The organism is Magnetospirillum sp. ME-1, assembly GCF_002105535.1.
GTDB lineage: Bacteria > Pseudomonadota > Alphaproteobacteria > Rhodospirillales > Magnetospirillaceae > Phaeospirillum.
Window position 1 is genome coordinate 1,057,367 of record NZ_CP015848.1, and the last position, 23,882, is coordinate 1,081,248.

Annotated in this window: 27 protein-coding genes and 1 tRNA gene; 13 read left to right on the top strand and 15 right to left on the bottom strand. The window is 63.0% G+C overall.

The genetic code is table 11. From position 1 onward, the window contains the following. Positions 1-86: 86 nt before the first annotated feature. The 3 genes from WV31_RS04865 to WV31_RS04875 form a co-directional block, all read right to left on the bottom strand. On the bottom strand, positions 87-731 hold the full coding sequence (locus tag WV31_RS04865) for a response regulator (RefSeq protein WP_085372518.1): 645 nt from the start codon (positions 729-731) through the stop codon (positions 87-89). Beyond that, complete coding sequence (locus WV31_RS04870) at positions 728-2,335, bottom strand: PAS domain-containing sensor histidine kinase (protein ID WP_168185847.1); 1,608 nt, start codon at positions 2,333-2,335, stop codon at positions 728-730. The genes WV31_RS04865 and WV31_RS04870 overlap by 4 nt, the downstream gene beginning before the upstream one ends. A 229-nt stretch (positions 2,336-2,564) precedes the next feature. Beyond that, positions 2,565-2,813 (bottom strand): helix-turn-helix domain-containing protein, encoded by a 249-nt coding sequence (locus WV31_RS04875; RefSeq protein ID WP_335645118.1) that lies wholly within the window; start codon positions 2,811-2,813, stop codon positions 2,565-2,567. Positions 2,814-2,992: 179 nt separating this feature from the next. Between WV31_RS04875 and WV31_RS21965 the strand changes: the two genes are divergently transcribed. The 5 genes from WV31_RS21965 to WV31_RS04895 all read left to right on the top strand — a co-directional run bounded on the left by WV31_RS21965 (position 2,993) and on the right by WV31_RS04895 (position 6,652). After that, positions 2,993-3,184, top strand: a complete 192-nt coding sequence (locus tag WV31_RS21965; RefSeq protein ID WP_168185848.1) for a hypothetical protein — start codon at positions 2,993-2,995, stop codon at positions 3,182-3,184. Next, a complete protein-coding gene (locus WV31_RS04880) occupies positions 3,171-4,151 on the top strand; it encodes a tyrosine-type recombinase/integrase (RefSeq protein WP_168185849.1) in 981 nt (326 codons plus the stop codon). The genes WV31_RS21965 and WV31_RS04880 overlap by 14 nt, the downstream gene beginning before the upstream one ends. 319 nt (positions 4,152-4,470) lie before the next feature. Then, on the top strand, positions 4,471-4,752 hold the full coding sequence (locus WV31_RS04885; RefSeq protein ID WP_085372522.1) for a type II toxin-antitoxin system Phd/YefM family antitoxin: 282 nt from the start codon (positions 4,471-4,473) through the stop codon (positions 4,750-4,752). 4 nt (positions 4,753-4,756) lie between these two features. Then, positions 4,757-5,149 (top strand): hypothetical protein, encoded by a 393-nt coding sequence (locus WV31_RS04890; protein WP_085372523.1) that lies wholly within the window; start codon positions 4,757-4,759, stop codon positions 5,147-5,149. Between the two features lie 78 nt (positions 5,150-5,227). After that, a complete protein-coding gene (locus WV31_RS04895; RefSeq protein ID WP_085372524.1) occupies positions 5,228-6,652 on the top strand; it encodes an ISL3 family transposase in 1,425 nt (474 codons plus the stop codon). Between the two features lie 59 nt (positions 6,653-6,711). On the opposite strand, the gene WV31_RS22385 is transcribed toward WV31_RS04895, so the two are convergent. From WV31_RS22385 to WV31_RS04910, 5 genes are read right to left on the bottom strand one after another with little or no spacing between them, the layout of a single operon-like run. Beyond that, a complete protein-coding gene (locus tag WV31_RS22385; protein ID WP_237051494.1) occupies positions 6,712-7,830 on the bottom strand; it encodes a DEAD/DEAH box helicase in 1,119 nt (372 codons plus the stop codon). After that, complete coding sequence (locus WV31_RS22390) at positions 7,827-8,561, bottom strand: TOTE conflict system archaeo-eukaryotic primase domain-containing protein (RefSeq protein WP_442915566.1); 735 nt, start codon at positions 8,559-8,561, stop codon at positions 7,827-7,829. Before WV31_RS22390 ends, WV31_RS22385 begins: the two co-directional genes overlap by 4 nt. Continuing rightward, a complete protein-coding gene (locus WV31_RS22395; RefSeq protein ID WP_237051496.1) occupies positions 8,450-8,830 on the bottom strand; it encodes a hypothetical protein in 381 nt (126 codons plus the stop codon). The genes WV31_RS22390 and WV31_RS22395 overlap by 112 nt, the downstream gene beginning before the upstream one ends. A gap of 18 nt (positions 8,831-8,848) precedes the next feature. Beyond that, on the bottom strand, positions 8,849-9,238 hold the full coding sequence (locus tag WV31_RS04905; protein ID WP_085372525.1) for a HEPN domain-containing protein: 390 nt from the start codon (positions 9,236-9,238) through the stop codon (positions 8,849-8,851). Further along, positions 9,235-9,771 (bottom strand): nucleotidyltransferase domain-containing protein, encoded by a 537-nt coding sequence (locus tag WV31_RS04910; RefSeq protein ID WP_085372526.1) that lies wholly within the window; start codon positions 9,769-9,771, stop codon positions 9,235-9,237. Before WV31_RS04910 ends, WV31_RS04905 begins: the two co-directional genes overlap by 4 nt. Before the next feature lie 231 nt (positions 9,772-10,002). Between WV31_RS04910 and WV31_RS21415 the strand changes: the two genes are divergently transcribed. The 4 genes from WV31_RS21415 (at position 10,003) to WV31_RS22650 (ending at position 11,463) form a co-directional block, all read left to right on the top strand. Continuing rightward, positions 10,003-10,260, top strand: coding sequence for a hypothetical protein (locus tag WV31_RS21415; protein ID WP_145980742.1), 258 nt, complete (start codon positions 10,003-10,005; stop codon positions 10,258-10,260). 241 nt (positions 10,261-10,501) lie between these two features. Next, the gene (locus WV31_RS04915) at positions 10,502-10,801 is read left to right on the top strand and encodes a type II toxin-antitoxin system TacA family antitoxin (RefSeq protein WP_168185850.1); all 300 of its coding nucleotides are present in this window, start codon (positions 10,502-10,504) and stop codon (positions 10,799-10,801) included. Further along, complete coding sequence (locus WV31_RS04920; RefSeq protein ID WP_085372528.1) at positions 10,802-11,329, top strand: GNAT family N-acetyltransferase; 528 nt, start codon at positions 10,802-10,804, stop codon at positions 11,327-11,329. It abuts the gene before it with no gap. Then, a complete protein-coding gene (locus WV31_RS22650; RefSeq protein ID WP_257788790.1) occupies positions 11,329-11,463 on the top strand; it encodes a hypothetical protein in 135 nt (44 codons plus the stop codon). The genes WV31_RS04920 and WV31_RS22650 overlap by 1 nt, the downstream gene beginning before the upstream one ends. An 87-nt stretch (positions 11,464-11,550) precedes the next feature. Here the strand turns inward: WV31_RS22650 and WV31_RS04925 are convergent, their stop codons facing one another. The 4 genes from WV31_RS04925 to WV31_RS04940 all read right to left on the bottom strand — a co-directional run bounded on the left by WV31_RS04925 (position 11,551) and on the right by WV31_RS04940 (position 15,516). After that, the gene (locus tag WV31_RS04925) at positions 11,551-11,862 is read right to left on the bottom strand and encodes a helix-turn-helix transcriptional regulator (RefSeq protein WP_085372529.1); all 312 of its coding nucleotides are present in this window, start codon (positions 11,860-11,862) and stop codon (positions 11,551-11,553) included. 301 nt (positions 11,863-12,163) lie between these two features. Next, entirely contained in the window at positions 12,164-13,360 is a 1,197-nt protein-coding gene (locus WV31_RS04930) for a Fic family protein (protein ID WP_206072585.1), read from the bottom strand. 101 nt (positions 13,361-13,461) lie between these two features. Further along, a complete protein-coding gene (locus tag WV31_RS04935; RefSeq protein WP_085372530.1) occupies positions 13,462-14,988 on the bottom strand; it encodes a hypothetical protein in 1,527 nt (508 codons plus the stop codon). A gap of 451 nt (positions 14,989-15,439) precedes the next feature. Beyond that, positions 15,440-15,516, bottom strand: a tRNA-Arg gene (locus WV31_RS04940). Positions 15,517-15,800: 284 nt separating this feature from the next. On the opposite strand from WV31_RS04940, the gene WV31_RS04945 reads away from it, so the two are divergent. Further along, a complete protein-coding gene (locus WV31_RS04945) occupies positions 15,801-16,904 on the top strand; it encodes a hypothetical protein (RefSeq protein WP_085372531.1) in 1,104 nt (367 codons plus the stop codon). 73 nt (positions 16,905-16,977) lie between these two features. On the opposite strand, the gene WV31_RS04950 is transcribed toward WV31_RS04945, so the two are convergent. Continuing rightward, positions 16,978-17,460 carry a hypothetical protein gene (locus tag WV31_RS04950; protein ID WP_085375471.1) on the bottom strand — a complete coding sequence of 161 codons (483 nt, stop codon included), beginning with the start codon at positions 17,458-17,460 and terminating at the stop codon, positions 16,978-16,980. 176 nt (positions 17,461-17,636) lie between these two features. On the opposite strand from WV31_RS04950, the gene WV31_RS04955 reads away from it, so the two are divergent. The 3 genes from WV31_RS04955 (at position 17,637) to WV31_RS04965 (ending at position 19,610) form a co-directional block, all read left to right on the top strand. Further along, positions 17,637-17,975: a cyclic nucleotide-binding domain-containing protein gene (locus WV31_RS04955; protein WP_008618450.1), complete on the top strand. Its 339-nt coding sequence runs from the start codon at positions 17,637-17,639 to the stop codon at positions 17,973-17,975. A 7-nt stretch (positions 17,976-17,982) separates the two neighbouring features. Beyond that, positions 17,983-18,423 carry a type II toxin-antitoxin system RatA family toxin gene (locus WV31_RS04960; protein ID WP_085372532.1) on the top strand — a complete coding sequence of 147 codons (441 nt, stop codon included), beginning with the start codon at positions 17,983-17,985 and terminating at the stop codon, positions 18,421-18,423. A gap of 182 nt (positions 18,424-18,605) precedes the next feature. Further along, entirely contained in the window at positions 18,606-19,610 is a 1,005-nt protein-coding gene (locus WV31_RS04965; RefSeq protein WP_145980743.1) for a site-specific integrase, read from the top strand. A gap of 271 nt (positions 19,611-19,881) precedes the next feature. On the opposite strand, the gene WV31_RS04970 is transcribed toward WV31_RS04965, so the two are convergent. Both WV31_RS04970 and WV31_RS04975 read right to left on the bottom strand, forming a co-directional pair. Further along, entirely contained in the window at positions 19,882-20,838 is a 957-nt protein-coding gene (locus tag WV31_RS04970) for an HD domain-containing phosphohydrolase (RefSeq protein WP_085372534.1), read from the bottom strand. Between the two features lie 3 nt (positions 20,839-20,841). Next, positions 20,842-23,847, bottom strand: coding sequence for a hybrid sensor histidine kinase/response regulator (locus tag WV31_RS04975; RefSeq protein WP_237051497.1), 3,006 nt, complete (start codon positions 23,845-23,847; stop codon positions 20,842-20,844). Positions 23,848-23,882 lie beyond the last annotated feature (35 nt).

The window sequence follows — 23,882 nt, forward strand, 5'->3', positions numbered from 1 at the left end:
TACAGCATTGCAGGCCGAACAATTCCCGGTTATACGCACGGCAACTACCTTAAAACCGGTAGGCTTCCGGGACACCGATGACCCAATCAGGAGGAAATCAGCCCCTCGTGAACGGCATAGCGGATCAAGTCGGCGGTACGATTCATCCCGAGCTTCTGCTTGATATTGCGACGATGGACCTCCACCGTTCCCACGGCAATGCCGAGGTTGGCGGCAATCTCGGCGGATCGCAGGCCGCCTGCCAGCAGAACCAACACCTCCCGTTCCCGCTTGCCCAGCACGCTGGGCGGCGGCGCGACGGTGTCTGCATCCGGCTGGATATGGCGGAGCATGACCTGGGTCGCTTCCGGGGAGAGGAAGCTGCGGCCCCCCGCCACGACGCGGATGGCGGAAACCAACTCATCGGCTCCGGCCGACTTGACCACGTAACCATGGGCGCCCGCCTTCAGCATCTCCTCGATATAGATGCGGTCAGCAAAGCCCGACAGGGCGACGATACGCAAGTCGGGATGCCGCCTGATCGCCGTACGAGCCACCTCGATACCGTTGAGGTCCGGCAGGCCGATATCGAGAACCAGAACGTCAGGACACGTCAGATCAAGGGAAGCCAAGGTATCGGCACCGGAATTAGCCTCGGCGACAATCTCCATGTCCGGCTCGGCTTCCAGCGGCACCCGAAGCGCCTCTCGGAACATGCGGTGGTCGTCCACCAACATGACGCGGATGGTCATGGCTGCATCTCCGTGGGCATGGAGTCCAACGGCATCTCCAGTACGACGGTGGTTCCCTCGCCCGTGCGAGTTTGGATGTCCATGGCTCCCTTGAGGAAGGTGATGCGCTCTCGCACGCTGGACAGTCCGAAACCACGCCGGGCTTCAAGGGTTGCTCGCCAGTCGGTAAATCCGACGCCCTTGTCCGCGACCGTTATGATCAGGCGGCTATTGCAAACACGAAGTCCAATCCGGGCGGCGCCCACGCCCGCGTGTTTGGCGATATTGATGACAAGTTCGCGCACAGCCCGGAACAGAAGGGTTGACTGTCCTTCGGTGAGGGGCTTCGGGACGCCGTCGTCTTCCACCACGACCTGCAACTCGTGGCGCCGCCCCATTTCGTCCGCCAGCCACGATATGGCCGGCACCAATCCCAAGTCCTTGAGCGCCGGGGGACTGAGTTTGGATGTCAGCGAGCGCACCTCACCGCTAGCCTCGGAGAGAAGGCCGATCAGCTCATGCACCAAGGTAGCGGCGGGGAGCTCCTGCGGCAGAGTCTTCACCAGCCGGTCCAGTTTGAACCGGGCCAGATGCAGAGTCTGTCCCAGGCCGTCGTGAAGATCCTTGGCGATGGAATGGCGTTCCCGCTCTTCGGAAAGCGTGGCCTCGATCGCCAGATTGCGGAGATGTTCCATATGCAGGGCAATACGAGCCGCAGCTTCGTCCTCCCTCCGTGCCGTGATGTCGCGCAGCGCCGTGAGACGAAAAGCCCGACCATTGTCGCTGAATGGCTGACCATGGGCCTCGACCTCGATCCGGGAACCATCCTTGCGGACCATGCCGTGCTCGATATGGCTTTCATCTCCACGATGGATATTGTCCATGACACGGTCATAATCCTCGTCCGAGATCAACTCCGCCACCGGTCGGCCGATCAACTCTGCTCGTGGAAAGCCGATCATTTCGACCAACCGCTCGTTCACATCGACGATGCGCCCCTTGGCGGAGATGACAATACCTTCGAAAGTTGACGCGGCGAGCAGGCTATAACGCTTCTCGCTGGCTTGCAGCGCGATTTCGGCCTGCTTGACCTGGGTGATATCGGTTATGGCAACCCGAACCATCGCACCATGGACGGCATTCGGGACGCGTCGGCAATCCAGACGTGCCTCGATTGTGCCCTCGTCCCGGCGCCGAAGCCGAATGTCGGTTGTTCGATGGTGATCCTCCTGGTCGTTCAGAATGGCCACCATGAAACGATGCCAATCATCGCCGCTTGCTTCCAGCACCAGGGCGCTGAACCGTAATTTCAGCAAGGCGGCGCGCTCGAAGCCCAGCATTGAAGAGAGGGTCATATTGGCGGATTCGATATGGCCGGATGAACTCAGCGTCACGTAACCGACCGGAGCGAATTCGTATAGATCGATATATCGGTCCCGTGATTCCTCCAGTTCCAATTGAACCCGACGCAGTTCCTCGTTCTGCATCTCCAACTCGATCTGGTGGACCCGGAGTTCGTGGAGAAGATCGCTCTCCCCCTGATTCCGACGAGCCTGCACCTCGGCCTTCGCGCGACGCGCGTCGTGAGATTGATCTTCTTTGGAAGAGCCGGGCCTCATGGTCATGATATGAACCTCTGCTCTGTGCCCGATCCAAACTAGGCTATTGCCATTCTTACCGGGTAGCAATGAATCGCTGGAAGGGAGCCATGGTTGTCCGACCAAAGGGCGCATGGGCATCAGCGATGCCTAGAATACCATGCCGATGTTGTCGGCTTTACCTGGTCTGGACCCGATAGCCGCCCTTCCGCAATCGGCCCCCTTCCGCAATTCGAGCCGCCTCATCCATTGCTTCCTACAATGCCGTTTCCCCCTCTCTCACCATCCTCACCCCGACTCCCCCCACATCGTCGGCATCGATAAACATCACGCCCGCCTGCTCCAGCACGGCACGCACCTTGGTCAGGGTGCGCGGGTTCATGCTCTCGCCCCGTTCGAGGCGGGCAACGGTGTTGGGTGAGACGTTGGCCAGCTTGGCCAACTCGCGGAAGCCGATGTAGAGGGCGGCCCGCGCCATGCGGCACTGGATCGGCGTGAGACTCACTTTAGTACCCCTGTACCAATTCCGTTGACCCGGACTCGCCGGAGTGGTAACCAGAGTACTAGCCTGAGGTGATCTCCTTAGGCAAGTCCGGCCGTGCTTTCCATTGCTCCGGCGGCTCACCCGTGGGCCGTCAACGGGCGGGGTTTGCCCGGCCTCCACCCCTCTCATGGAGGTTTCCCATGGATGTGATCCTGATCTCGCCCAGAGGCCATGGCGGCCGTCTGCGCGAATGCCTCGACTGGCTGCAGCGCCTGCCCAACCGGCGGCTCCGGGTCGTCGACGACTATGTGGATGGCGAGGGCCAGCATCGCTGCCACGTCACCCTCAACGACCGCACCACCGGCACGGAGGTGTCCCATGGCGCCGACTGATCTCCCCCTGCCGGATGACACCGCCGACCGCCTCGCCCTCTACCGGGCGGCATCAAAGGCCCCGGCGACCCGGCGGGCCTACCGCTCCGACTGGGCCCACTTCCAGGACTGGTGCAAGGAGAGCGACCATCCGTCCCTGCCCACCAGCGTGGACACCGTCTGCGCCTACCTCGCCTGCCATGCGGGGAAGCTCCGGGCCAGCACCCTGGATCGCCGCCTGGCGGCGCTGGCGGCCTACCACCGGGCTGCCGGCCATGCCTTCGATCCCGGCAACCACGAGATCCGCGCGGTGCTGTCCGGCATCCGCCGGGTGCATGGGGCGCGGCCCCAGGGCAAGGAGGCGCTGACGCCCGACGACATGCGGGCCATGGTGGCGGGGCTGCCGCGCTCGCTGGCCGGAGCCCGCGACAAGGCGATGCTGCTGCTGGGCTTCGCCGGCGGCTTCCGCCGCTCCGAACTCGCCGCTCTCGAAATCCCCATGCTCGACTTCCGGGCCGGCGGACTGGTGGTCTACCTGCCGGGCGGCAAGACAGATCAGGACGGGGCGGGCTCGCTGATCAAGGGGATCGCCTGCGCGACCGATGACGGCCCCTGCCCGGTGGCGGCGGTGAAGGACTGGATCATGCGGGCGCATCTGTCCGAGGGTCCGCTGTTCCGACCCATCGACCGCTTCGGGCGGATCCAGGAGGCTGTCCTGCGTCCCCGGGCGGTGGCCCGCATCGTCTGCAAGGCGGCGGGACAGGCGGCCGAGGCGAGGGGACTGGCGGGCAAGCGGGCGCGGGCCTTCGTCGCCAGCCTGGGAGCCCATTCGCTGCGGGCCGGCTTCGCCTCCTCGGCGGCCATGGCGGGAGCGCCTGAATGGGCCATCCAGCGCCAGACCGGCCACCAGCGGCGGCAGACCCTGTGGCAGTACATCCGCCCGGCGGATGCCCTGGCGACGGGTCGAATGGCGCGCACCGGCCTCTGATCGGTCCGGCTCGGCGAGGCGGCGATCACGGGGGGGGCAAGGGGCCCATAACTGGGCGTTATCAGCCACTTCGGGCCAGCATCCCCCCTCAGGTCGCCGCCTCGCCGAGCCGGATTTTTCCGCGCCGGATCCCCCATAACCATCATGATCGCCATGACCATGGGAGCCCCCACCATCATGATCATCATGGTCAGGGGAGCAGCCACCCCCATGATCATCATGATCCCGTCGATCAGCCGGATTCGTGCGGCCATGGCGATCCGATCCGGCGCCACGATCCATCTCCTCCTCCGGGACCACACCGAAGAAGGAGGATTCCATGTTCAGCACCGTCGACGCCCAGACCTTCCGCAACGGCCTGGGCGACATGATCAACCGGGTGCAGTACCGCGGCGAAAGCATCACGGTCACCAGGTCGGGTGCTGCCGTAGCCACCCTGATCGATCCCGATCTCTTCACGCGGGTGCACGCGATGCAGGGGCGGCTGACCCCCTTGGCCGAATCCATCGCCAGGGCCTTCGAGGAGATCCCGGTCGAGGACGGCATCGAGAACCTCAAGACCCTGGTCGCAGAACTGCGAGCCAGCAGCCAGGAGGGCTGACCCCATGTCCCGCATCATGACCGACGCCGAAACCCTGGCCATCGGCCTCGCCTATCCCGCCACGCCGCAGGGACGGATCATCGCCGCCTGGCGGCATGGTGTCCTCGAAATCGTCCTGGAGCGCGATTCCGTCGAGCATCTTGCCCGCATCTTCCATCGCTATATCGGCCGCCTCGGCTGGTCGGTGCTCGATGTCAACGACCTGATTGCCGCCATCCGCCTCGCCGTCATCGACGTGCCGCCGCGCGGCTGGCGCGACCTTCCATCCGCACCGGGGGGCAAGCTTGGCCTTCCGCAGGGAGCCGCCTATTACGTCTCCGATGCCGAGGACGTGCTCGCCCTGGCCGAAATCCATCCGGTGATGACGCCGAAGCGGTTCTGGGAGACGTTCGGCTGATCCGGCGCGTGGCATCCGCGCGCCCTCTCCGGCCGATCCATCTTCTCCTCCAGGCCAATCACACAGGAGGATGCCGACGTGCCCCACACCCTCTCAATCCAGGCCGGATTGCCCGGCCTCGTCGCCAGCAGCACCCGCCGGCACCTGGTGTCCCGGCGGGCCCGGTGCCGGGTCATCGCCTGCCGCTTCGAGCCCTCCGACCTCGACCGGATCTGCCCTCATGGCTGCCCGGGCCGCATGGAGAGCAAGCAGCCGGTAAGGACTTCCGTCATGGACCTGCCGCTTGGCACCGACTGGACCCGGCTGGATCTCACCTATCCGGTCCTGCGCTGCCGCAATTGCGGCGCCACCCGTACCGCGCGTCCGGACTGGCTCGACGCCACCCGCCCGCTGACCGGCCGGCTGGTCGCGATGATCGAACACGAGAGCCACAGGCTCAGCGCCACCGAGGTGGCCCGTCGCACCGGGGTGGATCAGCGGACCGTCTCCCTCCTCCTTGATGAGGCGATCCGGCGATGGACCCCCATCGCACCACCCCACGCTCCGCAGCGCCTCGGAATAGACGAGGCCCATATCGGCGGCAAGGATCGGGGCGTGGTGGTCGATCTCGATACCGGGCACCTGATCGCCCTGCTGGAGGGGCGGAGCCGGGAGGATTTCCAGGCCTTCTTCGCCACCATGGAGAGCCGTGACGCCGTGCGGGTGGTGGCCATCGACATGACCCGGGGCTACGCCACTCTTGCCGCCCGGTTCTTCCCCGGTGCCCAGGTGGTGGTCGACCGCTGGCATGTGACCCAGATGGCCCGCGCGGTGGTCAACACCTGGCGCATGCGGATCAGCAAGCCGAAGGCGTCACCCCGGGCTGCCGCCAGCCTCCAGCGTCGGCGGCGCAGCCCGCGGCAGAAGCGAAACGAGCCACCCCGGCCCACCGTGCTGAGGGCCATGCTGCAGAAGCGCTCCGGCCGGCTGCTCATCGTCGAGCGCCAGATCCTCGCCCCTGTCCTCGCCGACAATCCCGAACTCCGGATCGCCTATGAGATGCGGGAAGGGCTGTTCGACGTGTTCGACGAGGAGGACCGGGAAAAGGCTGGCGCCATGCTCGATGCCTGGCTGAGCCAAGTGGACGCTGTCGTGGGGCAGGTCCCGCAGCTCCGCGACGTGGCGAATGCGGTCAGGAGCTGGTGCGGCCCGATCATGGCCTACTGGTCCACGGACTGGACCACCAACGGCATGACCGAGAACACCAATGGCCGCATCAAGCGGATCCATCGCGAAGGCCGAACCATGAGCTTCGAGCGGCTTCGTGCCAAGGCCATGTACCGGCTGGGCGGGCGTCCGCCGGAAAGCTACCTCGCCAGCGACATCGCCAGGGCCATCAACACCTTATCCGCCCTGGGCTGGAGCATGGAGGACATCCGGCTCCAGATCGCCGCGACGGCCTTTGGGATCAGGCATCCCGAGGCCGGCCTGCTGGACATGCCGGGACGCTGCGACGGGGGATGATGGGGGGTGAACCAGTGGAGGCTTCCTTGATGGAAGGGCTCGACGATGGGGCTCGCAGTCTATGGCCGTGTATTCCCGACGGAATATCCCAGGCTGTCGTATCCCTTGAACCGCTTGCCGCCCATGCGGGCCAGTACCGGTACCGTCTCGTCGACGTAATCGTAGATGATGACCTCGCGCTTCCCAGGATGGAGGCGGTGCAGGCGGCCGGCATATTGGGCCAGGGTGCCGCGCCAGGAAATCGGCATGGTAAGGAACAGGGTGTCGAGCCGGGCGTCGTCGAATCCTTCTCCGATGTAGCGGCCGGTGGCGATCAGCACCCGCTCCTCGGTGTCGGCAATGGCGGCAAGCTGTTCGGCCTGCGCACGCCGCGCCCTCACCCCCATGCCGCCGTGCAGAACGATGACATTGCGGGCGAACTGCAACAGCCGTTCAGCAAGAAGCAGTGCGTGTTCCTTGCGCTCGGTCAGGATCACCGGCGAGCGCCCATTTTCCAGGGCTTTCAGCACGTCGTCGAAGATCATGGCGTTGCGCTGCTCGTCCCTGGCCAGAGCATTGTATACATCCTGGATCGCTGGCCGATCGCTGTTCAACCCCACGGGCAGCGTGAATCCGGTCTGTCTGAGAACGACCCGATGCCCGAATGGGCGCTGGGCGGCCTGCCGTTTCGCATCGACCCGGAAACGCACCGGGCCACATTGCATGAAGATGATCGGGTGATGCCCGTCCTTGCGGGTGACGGTCGCCGACAGGCCGAGGACATGTTTCGCCTTGCAGCGGCGGGCAACAGCCTCGAAGCTGACCGCCGACAGATGGTGACATTCGTCGATGACGAGGTGCCCGTACTGGCCGACCAGGTCATCGACCTCGCCTTTGCGGACCAGGCTTTGGATGACCGCCACATCGACAATACCGGTGGGTTTGCGTTTGCCGCCGCCGATCTGGCCGATGGATTTCGGCGGGAGATCGAGAAAGGTGGATAGCCGGGCAATCCACTGGTCGAGAAGCTGGCGGCGGTGGACCAGAATCAGCGTGTTGGTCATACGGGCCGCGATGACGTGGGCGGCCACCACGGTCTTACCGAATGCGGTGGTGGCTGCCAGCACGCCGGTGTCGTGGCGTTGCAGCGCAACGGACGCCGCCTGCTGTTCCAGTGTCAACGTGCCCGTGAAATTCATCTCGATCGACTGGCCGACGTGGCGTTCATCACGGCACCGGATGCCAACTCCCAGGGAGGTGAGCAGTGCCTCCGCCTGATCGCGGCATCCTCGGTAAGTGTGGTGACCTCGGCCAGCGTCATTCTTCGGAGACCCGACAGGTATTGCCATTGATCGGGATGGGGTTCGAATTGGTCATCCAGGAAGACGCTGTTGCCGGCCTCGCGGGGGCGTCGCTGCAGGGGTAGGGCGATCAGGTTGCCGAACCCGCCAGCCGGCATGGTGTCCTGGTTGGGGAAGAAGCGGTCGTAAGAATCGAAGCCGAGCTCTGGGGCGCGTTCCATGGTCTCGGTCAGGATGTGGGCGCCTAAACGGCGGGCCAGTCCTGCGGGAACCGGTTCGGCAAAGAAGATCCAGACGTGACCGCCATTGCCGGACCGGGATCGCTCCACCGCCGCCTGGATGTTCTTGATCCGGCAGGTTTCCAGGAAGGCGGCTACGTCGTCCCGCCATGATTTCTTGTCGAAATCGGCGGCGAGGAACCAGCAGGTTTCGTCAGTCAGCATCGGATAGACGCCGATGATGAAATCCCGCCCATCCGCTCCTTCGCCGCGAAGATGCTGGGCGATGATGGTATCGGTCACGGGCAGGAAGTGCCGGTTTGGGCAATCACCGCATTTGACCTTGGGCTTGCCGCACAGGCGCGGTACCCATTCGTTGGCGGCAGGCCGGTGAATAGCCCGATTTGCCACTCCTGGGATTGCTCCAGCGCTTCGGAAAGACATCCTCGCGCCCCCGGAACAGCGAACGGAACAGAGCGATCTTGTCCGGCAGGGGAAGCGGTCACAGTCACAATCCCCCGCGCGGACGAGAAGGGCGTTGCGGGAATCGGGTGCTCCGCCTGAAGTGTCAGAAGGTCGGCGAGTCTGATTTCCAGGGCCGCCCGTTCCGCATCAAGTGCGGCAAGGCGGTGGCGGATCTCGGCAATTTTGTCATCGTCGAAAGGCGGAGGAAATGTCACGACGATGACCTCCCGCGATTATCGCTCGGCCAGCCAGTCGCGGATCTCCGGCAGTAGCGCCTCGATATCGGCGAGTGCTGCCTCGACTTCACCCGGATCGGGCATGGCCGGGAACCAGCCGCCGGGGCTGGGATAGCGCCACGCCGTAGCCGCTGCCGACAGGCTGTCGAGGCCCAGAAGATCCTCCTTGAAGACATGGCCGTCGGGCAGGGAGCCGGCGGCCTGTCCGATATTGTGTGTGCGGCCGACGACGAGCCCTTCGCCCTCGCAGACCGCCCGCGTCATCTTCTCCGCCGCCTGCTGGGCATGGAAGATCGCCTGATCGGGCATTTCGGGAAGCAAACGCCGCGCGGCTTCGATGTCGCGCTCGGCAGCGGTCATCAGGGCGGAGAGGCGCCGGTTTGTCATTGGCTGACAGCCTGACCGCGCCAGCGGTCACGGAAGGGAGAGCCTGGGCTGGCATACAACAGCCGGCCCTCGTTGTCCGCTGCAAAGGCGATGGTCCCGGATCGTTGCCGTTCAACTTCGAAATCGGCAAGGCGGCAGGGCACGACATCGACGCCGATGCCGCAGCCCGCCACCGGTGCGTAGGCGGAAAAATAGTTCGGGGGGCCGCTTTCGTCGTCTGGAAGGATGACCAGAATGTCGAAGTCGCTGTCGGGGCGTGCTGATCCGGCGGCGCGGCTGCCGAACAGGAAAAGCGCCACCGGACGGAGCGCCGTCTTGAGGCGTCCGACCAGGAACGACAAGGCAGCCTCCTCGTTGCGGAACGGGCCGATGTTGCGGATCGCCGTGTCACCGCCAACCAGTGACGGCCGCGTGCGGATGAATTTCAACATGGCCGCGGTCATGCCCGGATCATCCTTGATGGCATTGACAATCTCGCGGACGGCATGTTGCCGATCAGGCTTCACTCGGAAGGTGATCGTTGGGGTGGACATGGAGGGCGTTCCAGCCTTGTGACACAGACTTCCATATATGTAATACGCCACTGTGACGCAGGCAAGAAATCACATGACCAAGGAATACAGCCGGCGCCCCTGAGAGGCCTGTGAAGTGGTGAGTGCACTGGCCCAGCATGTAGTAAGGTTGGATTCGTCGACAGGGAGGTTCAAAAGCCAGCCTGCCCCTGTTCGGGTGTAATCAGGTGAGGATGCGGGTGAGGTGGCCCGATGAAGAGCGTTTCCAATCAGATCTCGCCGGAACTGGCCGACAGGATACTCGACCATGTCCAGGATCATGGCCGGGTGAGCATGGGCGGCATGGCCGGCACCGCCGGAAAGCTACCACGCCAGCGACATCGCCAGGGCCATCGACACCTTATCCGCCCTGGGCTGGAGCATGGAGGACATCCGGCTTCAGATCGCCGCGACGGCCTTTGGGATCAGGGATCCCGAGGCCAGCCTGCTGGACATGCCGGGACGCTGTGACGTGGGATGAATTTCCCCTTCACTCGATCCGCACCCATTCCGAAATCTCGGTGTCGTCGTCCATCAGCCTGAACTTCTCGAGCAGGGGCTCCAGCCGTTCGGGCGCCACCTGTTCCTGTCACCCGACGACGATGCCAAGGCCATGGCGCCGGTGCAGGCGCGCCTGTTGGGGTCGGTTGATTGTTCTGTTGTATTGTCCGGCGTTACGCCGTACACTTTTCCTCGGATAAGGAGGCTTCCCATGCTCGCCTATAACGATCCCACCGCAACCATCGCCGAGCGCAAGAGCGCCCGGATGGAACAGCGCGTCAAGCCGCAGGTCAAGCAGACCATCGAGCAGGCCGCCGCCATGCTGGGCGTGGACGTGGCCGAATTCGTCGCCAATGAAGCCTATCGCAGCGCAGAAAGCGTGCTGGCCCGCCAGGAAATCACCCGCCTGACCGCCGCCGACCGTGAGGTGATGCTTGCCCTGCTGCGCACGCCCCCGGAGCCGACCAAGGCCCTGGTGGACCTGATGGCCGCCCCCGATATCGAGGTCTGATTGGCCAAGGTCATCATCGAGCCGCTCGGTCCCCAGCACGACCGGGCGGCTTTCGATTGCGGCAAGCCCCGCGTCACCAACTTCATTCGCCTCACCGCCAGGAAGCAGGTAGCCGAGAGCCTTGCCGTGGTGCGGGTGGCGGTCGCCGAGGGCGGCAACACGGTGCTGGGCTATCACTCGCTTAGCGCCCATTCGTTGCTGGTCGATGACCTGCCCGCCGAACTGATGCCGAAAAGCCGCCCCTATCCCGGCCTCGGTGCCTTCTATCTGGGCTTCCTCGGTGTCGATCAGTCCATGCAGGGCAAGGGCCTTGGCCGCCTGCTGCTGCGGGACGCCATGGGGCAGACCCTCCGGGCCGGTGAATACGGCGGTATCGCCTTCCTGGTGCTGGACGCCATCGACGAGGCGGCGCTGCCGTTCTACCTGCAATTCGGCTTCACGCCCATGCCCTCGCAGCCGCTGCGCCTGGTGCTTCCGTCCAGCGTGATCCGGCAGGCGGTGATCCAAGCCGGCGGCGCCTGGAACTGATGCGTCATGCCATCGCCTCGGCCTCCATCGAGAACCTACAGAGCGATGAGCGGACCAGGGGCTGGTTTCTGGAATTCGCCCATGGACGCCTCAGCGAGGAAGAGGGGATAGAACGCATCAAGGCCGATCTTTGAGAGTGCGGATACCAGCCCGGCATTCCACGTTCCTGGCCGGCGCCTCACGGCGGGTGTTCGACGCCAGATCGAAGGCGGAGGACATCCTCAGAACGGCGCCACTCCCTCACTCCTTCCGGCCCGCTTCCGCCCCGTCTCCAGATCCTCCCCTATGGGGTCCGTCTCCAGCAGTCCTGCGAGACGATCAGGATACCCAAGGATATAGAGCGCCTTCGCCAGCACACCGACGCTCACCCCAGCCTCGCCCGCCTCCAGGGCGGCGATGGTCTTCCGCGTGACGCCCGCCCGTTCGGCCAGATCCTCCTGGGACAGGTTGCGCCGAAGCCGGGCCGCCCGCACGCGCCGCCCCAGCGTTTCAACGGCCTCCTCTTCGGTGCTCGTCAGGTAGACCTTGCGCATCTCAGATGTTCCATACATGGCTCATAATAAGGCGTTATGGTCATTGTATGGGCCATGGCTGGGCGTGGTCAGTGAGCCGGGTGGGGCGACTTCCTCCGCTGCAGAGGGCAGCCCCTGTCAGCCGCCGTGGCTCAGCATCAGGTAGTCGCGGCAAGGAAGTTCACGACGATGACCTTTCCAGTCGGTCACGACGTGGAAGCTCTTTGCGCGGAGTTGCACATTGCTTCCGAAAGGGGGTGATGGGGGGCTTTGCTCGTCGACATCGCCCCACGGGATACCGAGCCAGGCTGCAGCCGATCTATCAGGTTTCGGGAAACAGCCTGGGGAACAGCGTGTCGAGAGTCTCGACCGGGAAACGCAGCGACACCTTGCCCTTCGGCGTATCCGAGGCCAGGAGGCCGGCCGCCAGGACATCGTTGAACACGCGCCGCGCCGTACGCTCCGGCAGGCCGGTGATACGCGGCACATCCCCCCGCTCGAGTTCGCCCCGGATCAGGGCCTCCTCAAGCAGCCGCGCGGCTTCGGGCTTAAGAGCCTCGCTGCGCTCGACAAGGATCCGAAGGCGGCGCGTCAGCGTGTCGAATTCGAACAGGCTGGACATGAAGGTGACCTGATCCAGGCACACCTGAAGGAACCACAGCATGAAGTCGATCAAGGCGCGCTGGGACAGGTTGCCACGCCCATCAAGATCGCCCTGCCTCGGCATGTCGCCATGATCCATCATCCGCTTGTAGTCGCCCCGGCTGTCGAGGCCACGGGCGAGTCCGCGTGAGATGGACCACAATCCATGGGCACCAATACCGGCCATGTGCGCCATTGCATGGCTCATCAGACGCGCAACCCGGCCGTTGCCGTCGGGAAAAGGATGGATGTAGTTGAAGCGGTGATGGGCGGCAGGAATCGCCAGGATGCGGGAGGCCTTGCCGAGAGGCTCGAAGCTGTAGCGGGCGGCGAAGTGATCCATAAAGGCGGCAACCCTGTCGCTCGACGGCGGCAGGTGGCGGCCCACCGCCACGTCCTGGTCCGGGCCTGAGCGCCAAGCCCCGGGCGTCATGGTGAATGTCCTGCCGCTCCCATGGATGGCCAGCATTTCCGGCGGTGCACCGCGATAGAACTCGGAATGCAGCCAGCGGATGAAGGCGGGAGATGCCGGTTCCGGAAGCGCGCCCGCAGAAGCCTGGCGGTCGATCTCCGCCTGCAGCCGGACATGGGCGGCCGCTTCCATCTGCAGGTTGCGACGCTCGGAATCAGGGTCGAACTGCCCGTTGAGCGCGCGCTCGATGTCCCGCGGGCGGGTGTTATGCCCCTCGATGAGGTTGCTGTAGTAGCTGTTCATGATCCGCACGAGGTCAGCGAGGCTGGCTGCCGTACGGGGGTGAAGGGTATGCCCGAGCCGGGCCGAGGCAGCAGCAAGCTCGACGGCCACGTCGGAAAGCCCCTCTGGCACCTGTTCCAGACGCGCTGGCTCGATGCGGTCAACGCTTTCGACGATAGGCATTTTGGCCGATATCTCGTTAATTTCAGCTATCTGACATTAAACGAAAAAACATGCTATTGCCAGCCAGTTTGGCCGATCTTATGGCCGATCTTCGAGGAGGGCTATGCCGGTCGTTGCCGCCGTCTCTGCAACGCGCCACCACCCGCCAATCGATCAAAGTTTTCCTGTACTCGGATATGCGCGTAGTAGCGCTCGATCATCTGGATGGAGGTTAGGGTATTCTCGGCCACCACCATCTGCGGCACACCTTCCAGCAGCTTCCGGGTGATGTAGGTGTGGCGCAGGTCGTAGAGGCTGCGGGGCTGATCGTTCGGGCCGATTTCCAGCCCGCAGGCCCGCAGCACCTTCTTGAAGGCTGTGTTGATGGCATGGGGGTGGATGTCGATGATGGGCTGGTCCGGGATATGTCCGCGCCCTGCTTCCAACGCCTGGATGGCCTTCCACGCCATGGTATCCGGGATGATCGTTCGCGTTCTTGCCCGGTCTGCTCCCCTCCGAACGCCCTTGTGGGTGAGGCCGACCAGGGAATAGGCGAATTCGGAGACGGATAGATACTCGGCGTAGAACGGACCGTGTTCATCATGCTCGCGCCGGATCAGCATCCGCATCTTGATATTGGCCAGTGTCGAGGGGCGCATGCCGGTTCCTGCGAGAATGTCGATCACGCACATCAGCACATAGCGCCCCCAAGCCACGCGGTCCGCCTTCCATTCCGGCGACATCATGCTTTCTATGAAGGCTTCCGTATCAGCCGGGGCGGGGTGCCGTTGGCGATAGCGGGCCATGACCTCGTTATATGCCTCTTGATATCGCTTCTTTGCCGTCTTGCGGATGATATCGAGCTCGGCATCGGTAAACCCCATGCGGGCAACGCCGTCCTGGACGGAGTGGGTTTTGACACGAGGCAGGTCGCCCGGCCGAACGCCGCCCCGGGCCTCGGCGAACTTGAAGATCTTGCGCAGGATCGACAGCTCCTTGTTGATGGCAGCTGTCGAGACGTGAGGGCGGATATAGCCGAGGCTGTCCTTGGGCAGGTAGTCGTCCAGCGTTGGGTGCATCTTCTGCAGGCGGGCCGATGCCTGCCACCGGGCCGTGGCCTCGCGCCGCCGCCGGTCGATCAGGTCGCGGCGCTCGATGACCCAATCCGCACGCTGGCGCTGCCGCCAGCTTTGATACTGCAGGACCTGGGCCTCGTTGATCTGGTCGATGGAACGGCGTCCGATGTGCTGACCGAAATAAGGAATGAGGTAGTCGCGCACCTGCTTGCGGATTCCCTCCCGCGCCTTGATTTCCTCGGTCGGCAACCGCTGCGCCTTCCAGTCGCGTTCGTCGCCGATATTTTCCGCCAGCCACAGTTCGGCGACATCGGGAAAGTATTGCGCGCGAGCCGCCAGCCCCTTCCTGCTCCGCTCTCGTGCTTCCGCCAGCATCTCACGGCCCTTGATCTTGGCCTTGGCAAGATCGCTGGTGCCGGTGGATTGCTTGACCTCCTCGCCGTCGATGTAGGCGTAAAGCTGCCATCGCCCCTTGGCGGCCCCGCTACGCAGATAGAGGTAGGCGCCTTTATCTAGGTCGAAGCGCGTGGGGGGTTCGGCGGCCTTGGACGACTTGCGGGCGGCGACGGGCATGGATGGCATCCTCCGATTCCGCGCCCTCGCAAACTTGCGAGGTAAAGTGCGAGGTGCGAGGAAATTGAGAGGAAACGTCGCAGAAATGCTGGGTTTCGTCAATGCCTAGACCCCTGAATTTGGCTATTTTTGCCCTCTGAAAGCCGCATAAAACCTAATTGTCAGCTCTTTCGTAATGCGCGGGCCGGGGGTTCGAGTCCTCTCGCCGGCACCATTTCCCCCAATGAATATAATGAATTCAGCGCCACGGCCTCTTTGAGGCGCGGCCCCGTCGCATCCCGCCACAGGCTCGTCAAGGATGGGCAAACCTGGAAAGTCGATGGAATTCAGTGCGGGGCTGGTGGCGGCTACAACTGGTAGCCTAGCCCTATTAGGGCCCCATCAAGCCAAAACCCCGCCACCAGGGGTGCGGGGTTTTGTTGGCTAACGGCTTGTAAGGCTTAAGGGAAAGTGGCGCGCCCGGAAGGAATCGAACCTCCAACCCCCAGATTCGTAGTCTGGTGCTCTATCCAATTGAGCTACGGGCGCACTCTGTTCCGGAAGGATGTCCCCCGGCGAGGACGCGGACCATACACAAACACCCGCCCCCCCGCAAGCGTGAATTTCAGCCGGCCGAAAAACCGCAAAACCCAGTGGACTCGGGCCACAGGAATGCACCACTTATCGAAATGCGTACTTGTGGCCGCTTGGTCATTTGCGTAAAATCCGCCCCAAAGTTTGCGGGGGCAATCTGGATATTCATTCGTGGATATGAAAGGTCCGCTCCCGCCGGTACTTGTCCGAACTGGCGACGCAAAGGATCAGCAATCCCCATGGCCGTGAAAAAGACCCATGCCGCCGCCCTGTGCGCGGTCCTCCTGGCGAGTGGATGCTCGTTTGCCGAGGACGTGCTGTTCCCGGCCTCGGGAACCGTCGCCTCCAGCCAGGGCGTGACCGCCGAGGCGATGGCCGACGCGCCCCCCGCCATGGGAACCGGGAATTACGAGCCCGTCGGCGTCACCGCCGGCTCGCCCACCGGCACCTTCGTCGGCGGCAAGGTCATGGCGCTGCGCGCCGACCTGCAGGCGCTGCAGGCCACCCTGGCCCGCCAGAACCAGGCGCTGCAGCAGATCCGCAACGAGACGGTTCAGGATTCCCAGCGCTATCACGGCACCGTCGCCGCCATCAACGCCCGCCTGCAGGTGGGCACCACCCCGGGCAACCCGGTGCTGACCCAGCAGTGGAACGCCGCCCAGGGCGAGCTGGACCGCATCACCGACGACGTGCTGAAGATGAACCGCCTGACCAACGACGTGACCGCGTCGTCGACCATGGCCGGCTTCCTGCTGGATTCGGTGCGTTCGGCCCGGTCGCTGTCCGGCGCCGTGGACGAGGATCACCGCCAGCTGCGCATCCTCGAGGACGAAACCAACCGCACCGTGGTGATGGTCGAGCGCCTGCTGTCCGAGCTGACCAGCGATTCCATCCGCCAGCAGCAGTACGTCGCCTCGGAGAAGCAGAACCTCAACACCCTGGCTCTCGGCATCAAGAACGGCGCCCTGTTCGCCGGCGGCCTGACGTCCCGGGTCAACGCCAGCTACGAGACCGCCGCCCCGGCCCGCGCCATGGCGGCCGGCGAGGCTCCGCTGGTGACCATCCGCTTCGACAAGCCCAACGTGAACTACGAGCCGGCGCTCTATGCCGCCATCAAGAGCGCGCTCGACCGCCGCCCCAGCGCCACCTTCGACGTGGTCGCCGTGTCGCCGGTAGGCAACACGCCCGGCACCCAGGCCCTGGCCGCCACCAACGCCAAGCGCAACGCCGATTCGGTGCTGCGTTCGCTCACCAACATGAACCTGCCGGCCAGCCGGGTGCGGACCTCGTCCACCACCAGCCCGGCGGTGTCGGGCGGCGAGGTGCAGGTCTTCGTGCGCTAAGCCGGTCTTCGGACAAACGAAAAGCCCCGGACCACAATCCGGGGCTTTTTGCTTTCTCGGGATTGGCGCCGGGCTACTCCCTGGGCATGGCCAGAGCGTCGGGCAGCAAGCCATCGAGAATCAATTCCTCGACGATGCCCTCGACGATGCCGCGCGCCATGCGCGACGCGCCGGCGCTGCCCAGCATCATGTTGAAATAGGGCAGCATCAGCTCGGTGGTGCGCACCCACTCCACCGGCTGGCCACGCAGATTGCGCCTTGCCGGCGACACGGTGTTGATGTGGGCCAGCGCCAGTTCCTGCAGCGTCGCCTTCAGCATGCCTTCCAGGGTGTTCTTCTCCAGCAGCAGCTGATACTGCGGATTGTCGCGCTCGCGCGCCGCCCAGGACGGATCGGTGGCGGGCTGGGCGACCGGATTTCCGTCCAGCTGCTCGACCATCTTGGCGACCATGCGCGCCGCCGCCAGCTCTTCCTCCTCGGTACAGCCGTTGGCGGTGGTCATGGCCATCAGCGCCCTGAGACGGGCAAGCCCCCTGGCGCGGTCATCGGTGTTCATGGGTGCGTCGCCCTCGGAATGATCGGTCAAGTCTATGCCCGACCCCGCCCTCCTGTCGATGGGCAAGGCGGTGGTTGTACGCTGTCCTGGGGGTGATTACCTGACATACGCCTTCGGGAGTGACTCAGAGGCCGAACACGAATAAAGTCGTATAAGAAGATACTGGGGTGGCGGGCATGCGTAACGATAGGATTCTCGAGCGCAAAGTCTTTTATGCCGGAGCGAAGATCTTCAATGAAGGCGACAGCGGCGATCGCGCCTACCTGATTCAGGACGGGCAGGTGGAGATCATCAAGCACGGCATGACCCTGGCCACCATCGGCAAGGGCGAACTGTTCGGCGAGATGGCCCTGGTGGACGACCAGCCGCGCATGGCCACCGCCAAGGCGCTGTCCGACGTGTCGTGCATCATCATCTCCCGCGATACCTTCCGCGAGAAGCTGGCCAAGGCCGACCCCTTCATCCGCGGCCTGCTCAACATCTTCGTGCGCAATATCCGCAACCTGACCCGCTGAGCCCGCCATGCATCCCCTGACCGGCGGCTGGCGCGTCGACGTGCCCCGCCACACGCCGGAAGAGCTTTACGCCCTGGCGGTGGACATCGAATCCTATCCCCGTTTCCTGCCCTGGTGCCAGAAGGCGCGTATCCGCACCCGCGACGGCGACCGCATGGAAGTGGACAACCTGTTCGGCCTGGGGCCGATGCAGGCCCGCTTCACCTCCCTGGCCGTGGAGGAACCGCCCCAACGGCTGACCATCACCTCACAGGATGGTCCGTTCCGCCGTTTCCGGCTGATCTGGGAATTCGAACCCCTGGGCGAAGGCTGCCGGGTCGAAGCCAAGTACAAGATGGAATTGCACTCACCCATGCTGCAATCCATGGCGGCCATGGCCCTGCCGACCATGGAGCACAAGGTGGTACAGAATTTCAAGGACCGTATCCGCCACGTCTACGGGCGGTAGCGGCGGATTTCTTTAAACAGCCTCCCGCCAATCCCGTCCAAAGCAGAAGAAATCAGACCTCTGACTTGCGAAGGCTTGGCGTCCCAACAGAGATAAAAATGGGCACCGTTGGGAAGTGCGAACTCGCAACGTAAGCGGTCAGGGGCGGGCCCTTCCCGATGTTGGAGTAACAGGGGGAGATGATGTCTAAGCCCCGCCATTCCTCTGACATTCCGACGAAAACTGCCGCCACGGAGATCCGCTATCAAGACGTCGGCTGGCGATGTTTGAGGGCCTATGCCGATGAGGTCGGCATTTCCCCCACCCAAGTCTGTCCCATCGACCTCGTGGCCTGGATAATTCAGTCTCAGCCGAACTGGAAGCCGGCCACCTGGCGACAGTACAAGGCCGCCGTGATCTTTATCCTTGAGACGTTTTATCCATGCCACACCGAGGCCATTAATCTCTTGGCCTCGACGCCCCAGAGCAATTGCAGGCGTGTCGGACGTTCCACATCGGACAAGAAGATCAAAGCAATGCCCGCCGATGATCTCTTCACCATCCTCCTTCATCTCAGAACGTCGCGGTCCCAATACCGTCTGCCTCTGAGCCATTTCCTAATGGCCAGCACCTTGACCGGGGTGCGCCCAGCGGAATGGAGGTTGGCCCAGCTACTTCAGGTTAAGGGAAGGCCGCTTCTTCTCGTCGTCAACGCCAAGCATACCAACGGACGCGGCCTTCGGCGTGTGCGCCGCCTTTGGCTGGACCACCTGCCAGCCGAGTATGTAGACATCATCCGCGGCTGGCTCTCCGATATTCGGGACGTCCGGGGCATGCGCTCTTACAAGAAATTTACCGCAAATCTCAGTGAAGTTTTGCGGCGGACAAACCTTACCCTGTGGCCAACATCTGAGCGACATTATACGCTTTATAGCTGCCGACACCAAGCTGCGGCAAACTTCAAGACCTCTTACAGCCCTGCGGAGGTCGCCGCCTTGCTCGGCCATGCCACCGATACAACTGCTGTCACCCATTATGCCAGGCGCAGCGCTGGAAGCCGGACCCTGATTGCGAGCCGCGAGGTGGCCTTGCCGGCTCCGGCGGAGGAAGCCGTTGCGCTCGTCCGGCCCGGAAAGGTGTTCCGACCCACAACTAATTCTGTTGGACAGCCCGATGTTGAATGCGGCGGCCCGACATTTTCGCCATAGCCGTGAACCAATTTGATTGTGGGGCCTGAATCGTCTGAGAGTTGCCTTGTCAGCGGGTGGTTTCTGTATCCTGGGGCGATTGACCCCACTGTGGTATTTGACCGCACTGCCCTCGGAAGAAGCCGTTCAGGACGAAGGCCAGATCCGGCAGGTCAGTGCCATATCCGGCCATAAGGGCTGTTCCCTCTAAACGCTTCTATACGGGGCTTGGTTATCCAGCCAATGGGTGCGACGGATTGGGATCTACATGGTCCTTGAATTCGAGCATGATCTATTGGACCTGTTCCATCTCATCCAGGAATGCATCGACGCAGCGAGGATCGAAATGACCGCCGCTATGCTCTTGCAAGAAGGCGACGGCCTGATCCATGGGCCAAGGCTGCTTGTAGGGGCGGGTGGATGTGAGGGCGTCAAAGACATCGGCCACGGCGACGATCCGCCCCACCAGCGGGATATCCTCGCCCGCTAGTCCTGCGGGATAGCCGCTGCCATCGTATTTTTCATGATGGCTGCGGGCGATCTCGGCGGCCAGCCGGACTAGGCGCGACTGGCTGTTCTTCAAGATCTCCCAGCCGAGCTGGGCATGCTGCTTCATGATGGTGAATTCGGATTCGGTCAACCGACCGGGCTTGAGCAGGATCATGTCGGGAATGCCGACCTTGCCGACATCATGCATGGGGGCGGCAAGCTCCAACCGCTCGGACTCCTCGCAATTTATTCCCAGGCGTCTTGCGATCAGGCCCGAGAAACGGGCCATGCGCTCGATATGGGCACCGGTTTCGGGGTCGCGAAATTCCGCCGCCTTGGACAGGCGCATGACCAATTCCTCGGCGGCGCGGTCATGCAGGGTTAGCTGAGACTTGCGCAGGGCCAGCAGATTCCTGGCCCGGGCGGTCAGTTCGTTTCCATCGACAGGCTTGGTCAGGAAGTCGATGGCGCCCAGTTCCAGCGCCTTCTGGCGGATCTCCTTGACGTCGGCGGTTGTGACCACGACGACAGGGATTTCCTGGAATTGCTCCATCTTCCGCAGCCGGGAGATGAATTCCAGACCGTCCATTTCCGGCATCATATAATCGGTCATGATCAGGTCGGGAACGTGGCTCTGGCACCATCCGAGCGCGTCTATGGCCGAGGTCTTCGACACCACCTCGACGCCGTCCAGCTTGACGAGACGGTGATGCAGCAACAGCAGATTGGTGGGGTTGTCGTCGATGATCAGGGCGATCATGGATCAATCCTTTGGCAGGGCATAGGGCGAGGCGGCAAGAAGATGGGGCAGAGCGGCAATGGCATCGGCCAGGACCTTGAAATCGTCGCCCATCGCCCCTCCGGCGCGGGCTGCTGATTCTAGGGCTTGGCCCGCGCTCTGGATGGCATGGAGGCCAAGGCTGGAGGCTGCCCCCTTGACGGCATGAGCCTCTCTCTGGATTTGCTCGCGGTCCGTTCTGGCCAGCGCGTCCTTGCAAACGAGTATGCGGTCTTGGGTATCCTCGAAGAATTTTGCCAAGATGGCGGTGACGGTCTCGGCGTCGAGGTCTTCCTTCAACTGGTCAAGCACGCCAAAATCGATGGCGGGGCCGGTCGCTGCCGCGGGAGCAGAGGCCGGGGGAAGGGGGGAGGGGGGACCGGAATGTTCCGCCAGAACCTCCACCAGTTTGCGCCGGTCGATGGGTTTACTGATATAGCCATCCATGCCCGCGTCGAGACACATCTTCTCGTCGCCTCGCATGGCATTGGCGGTCATGGCCACGATGGGAATCCGAGACGCGCTTGAATTCAGGGCGCGGATGGCGGCGGTGGCTTGCAGGCCATCCATTTCCGGCATCTGCACATCCATCAGCACCAGGTCGTAAGGGCGGCAGCGAACCGCCTCAACCGCTTCGGTGCCATCGCTGGCCACATCCACCGAATGTCCGATCTTGCGCAAAAGACCCAAGGCGACCTGCTGATTGACCGGATTGTCCTCCGCCACCAGGATTCTCAGTCTGCGACCCTTTGCTGTGGCATCAGTCTCCTCGGCATCTTGGTGCTCGGGTGTTGTGGAGTAAAAAAACACGCCCATCACCCGCGCCAGGACGGATAAGATCGTCTGCTGGCGCAGGGGCTTGTTCATGATGGCGTCGACCGCATGGATACCGGGCTGGGCTTCCAGGCCTTGCGAAGAGGTCACGATGATCCGGGTTTGCTTCAATTCCGGCGCAGCGCGGATCATGCCTGCCAATTCCAGTCCGGGAATATCGGGCATACGCGCATCGACGATCACCGTTTCCCATGGACTATCCGTCCGCGCTGCGCGGGTCAATTCGGCCAGGGCCGAGGCGGCATCGGGAAAAGATGCGGCCGTGATGCCGAATCCCCGCAATTGGCGTTCCAGTACATCCCGGTTCACCGGGCTGTCATCCACGATCATGATCCGTCGGCCCGCAAGATCAGGCCCGGAAGGCATTGCGATCTCGACCGGATCGAGGGGGATGAAAAACCAAAACAGGCTGCCAACACCGGGTTGGCTTTCGACCCCGATAGCGCCGCCCATCATCTCGGTCAGACGTTTGCTAATGGCAAGGCCCAGGCCGGTTCCGCCATAACGCCGGGCGGTCGAGGCATCCACTTGGGTGAACATGGAAAACAGTCGCCCGATGGCGTCTTGGGGTATACCGATTCCGCTGTCCCTGACATCGAAGCGAATCCGCTTCTGCCCATCTTGTACCGTCTCGCCTCGGACTTCTATGGACACGCCGCCCTGATGGGTGAATTTGATAGCGTTGCCCGCTAGATTCATCAAGATCTGACGCAGCCGACTCGGATCACCCTTCAGGATCGCGGGAAGGTCGGGGGCGACCAAGCTGGCGATCTCGATGTTTTTGGCATGGGCGCGAGGCGCCAGGATATTGACGATGCTTTCCACCAGGGAAACCAGGGAAAATTCGGTCTGCTCCAGATCAAGCTTGCCCGCCTCCATCTTGGAGAAGTCCAAGATGTCATTGATGACCGTCAGCAGCGATTCGGCGGAATCCCGGATGGTCGTGGCGAAGTGGCGTTGCTCCTCGTCGAGCTTGGTATCGAGCAATAGCCCCGTCATGCCAATGACGCCATTCATGGGGGTTCTGATCTCGTGGCTCATAGTGGCGAGGAAAGCGGCCTTGGCCTGGTTGGCGGTCTCCGCTACCTTTTGCGCCTGATGGGCTAGGCGCATGGCAGCTTCACGCTTGTCCAAAAGCCGGGCGATCCACACGATCAGACCGAACAGCAGCAGGGACAAGGCACCGGAGCCACTGCCGATCATGGCGGCCTTGCGCTGCCAATCGGCCAGCACGAGTTCCTCGGTGGCGGTGACGATCACCGCCAGGGGATAGCCCAGGACAGCACGCGGGGCGACGATGCGAAAGCGAGTGTCGGACATGTCGACCAGCCGGGGTTCGCTGGTGATGAAGGTCTCGACCCCTTCCTTCAGGGCCTTGATCCCCGGTTGGGATAGGATCTTGCCCATGGATTCTTCACGTTCTGGCATCCGCGCCAATAGTCCGCCGTCATCACGATACAGTGAGATGGCGCTGAATTCACTAAAATTAACCGCTTTATAGTAATCGCTGAGAAATGCGCTTTCTATTCCGGTCAACACAAGGCCGATCATGGAGCCTTTGCTGTTTTTTATCTTGCGCGTCAGATAGAACGTCCAACGACCAGTTCCCCGATTCTTCACCGGGATGCTGATGAAGAATTTGAGGTCCGGATCGGCGATATGCGCCTTGAAATAATCGCGGTCGGAAAGATTGATGGGCGGCGGCGGATAGGATCGGGTGAAGTTAACCACATCGCCATTCATGGCCACCACGGTGGCCACATCGATTTGCGGCACACCGCTGACCTTATCCTTCAGCGCGTCATAGGTGGTGCGATTGCCCAGGATTTTACGAAGCCCCTGTTCGTCCTCGATCCCAAGCTCAAGCACCCGGTCGGCGATAGATTTCTGGACCAGATCAGCTGCGTTGATCGTTTGTCGCGCGTGCTCGCCAAGAAGACGCGACAGATTGGACAGATTGGATCGCCATTCGTCGATGCTTTGCTCCCGCTGGATAAAGACCGTCGTGGCAGCCGCCGAGAGCAGCAATGCTATGAAAACTAAGCCAACGATCAGGACGAGCCGACTTGGGGTGGAGGTCCGACCGGCCAGAAAGCGGGCAGACTTCCCGCACCATGCCGGTTTGGAATGTTCCGAGGAGCTAAGATCGATATTCATGCCTATCGCAAAAGCAAATTTAGACTAAGGCCTAT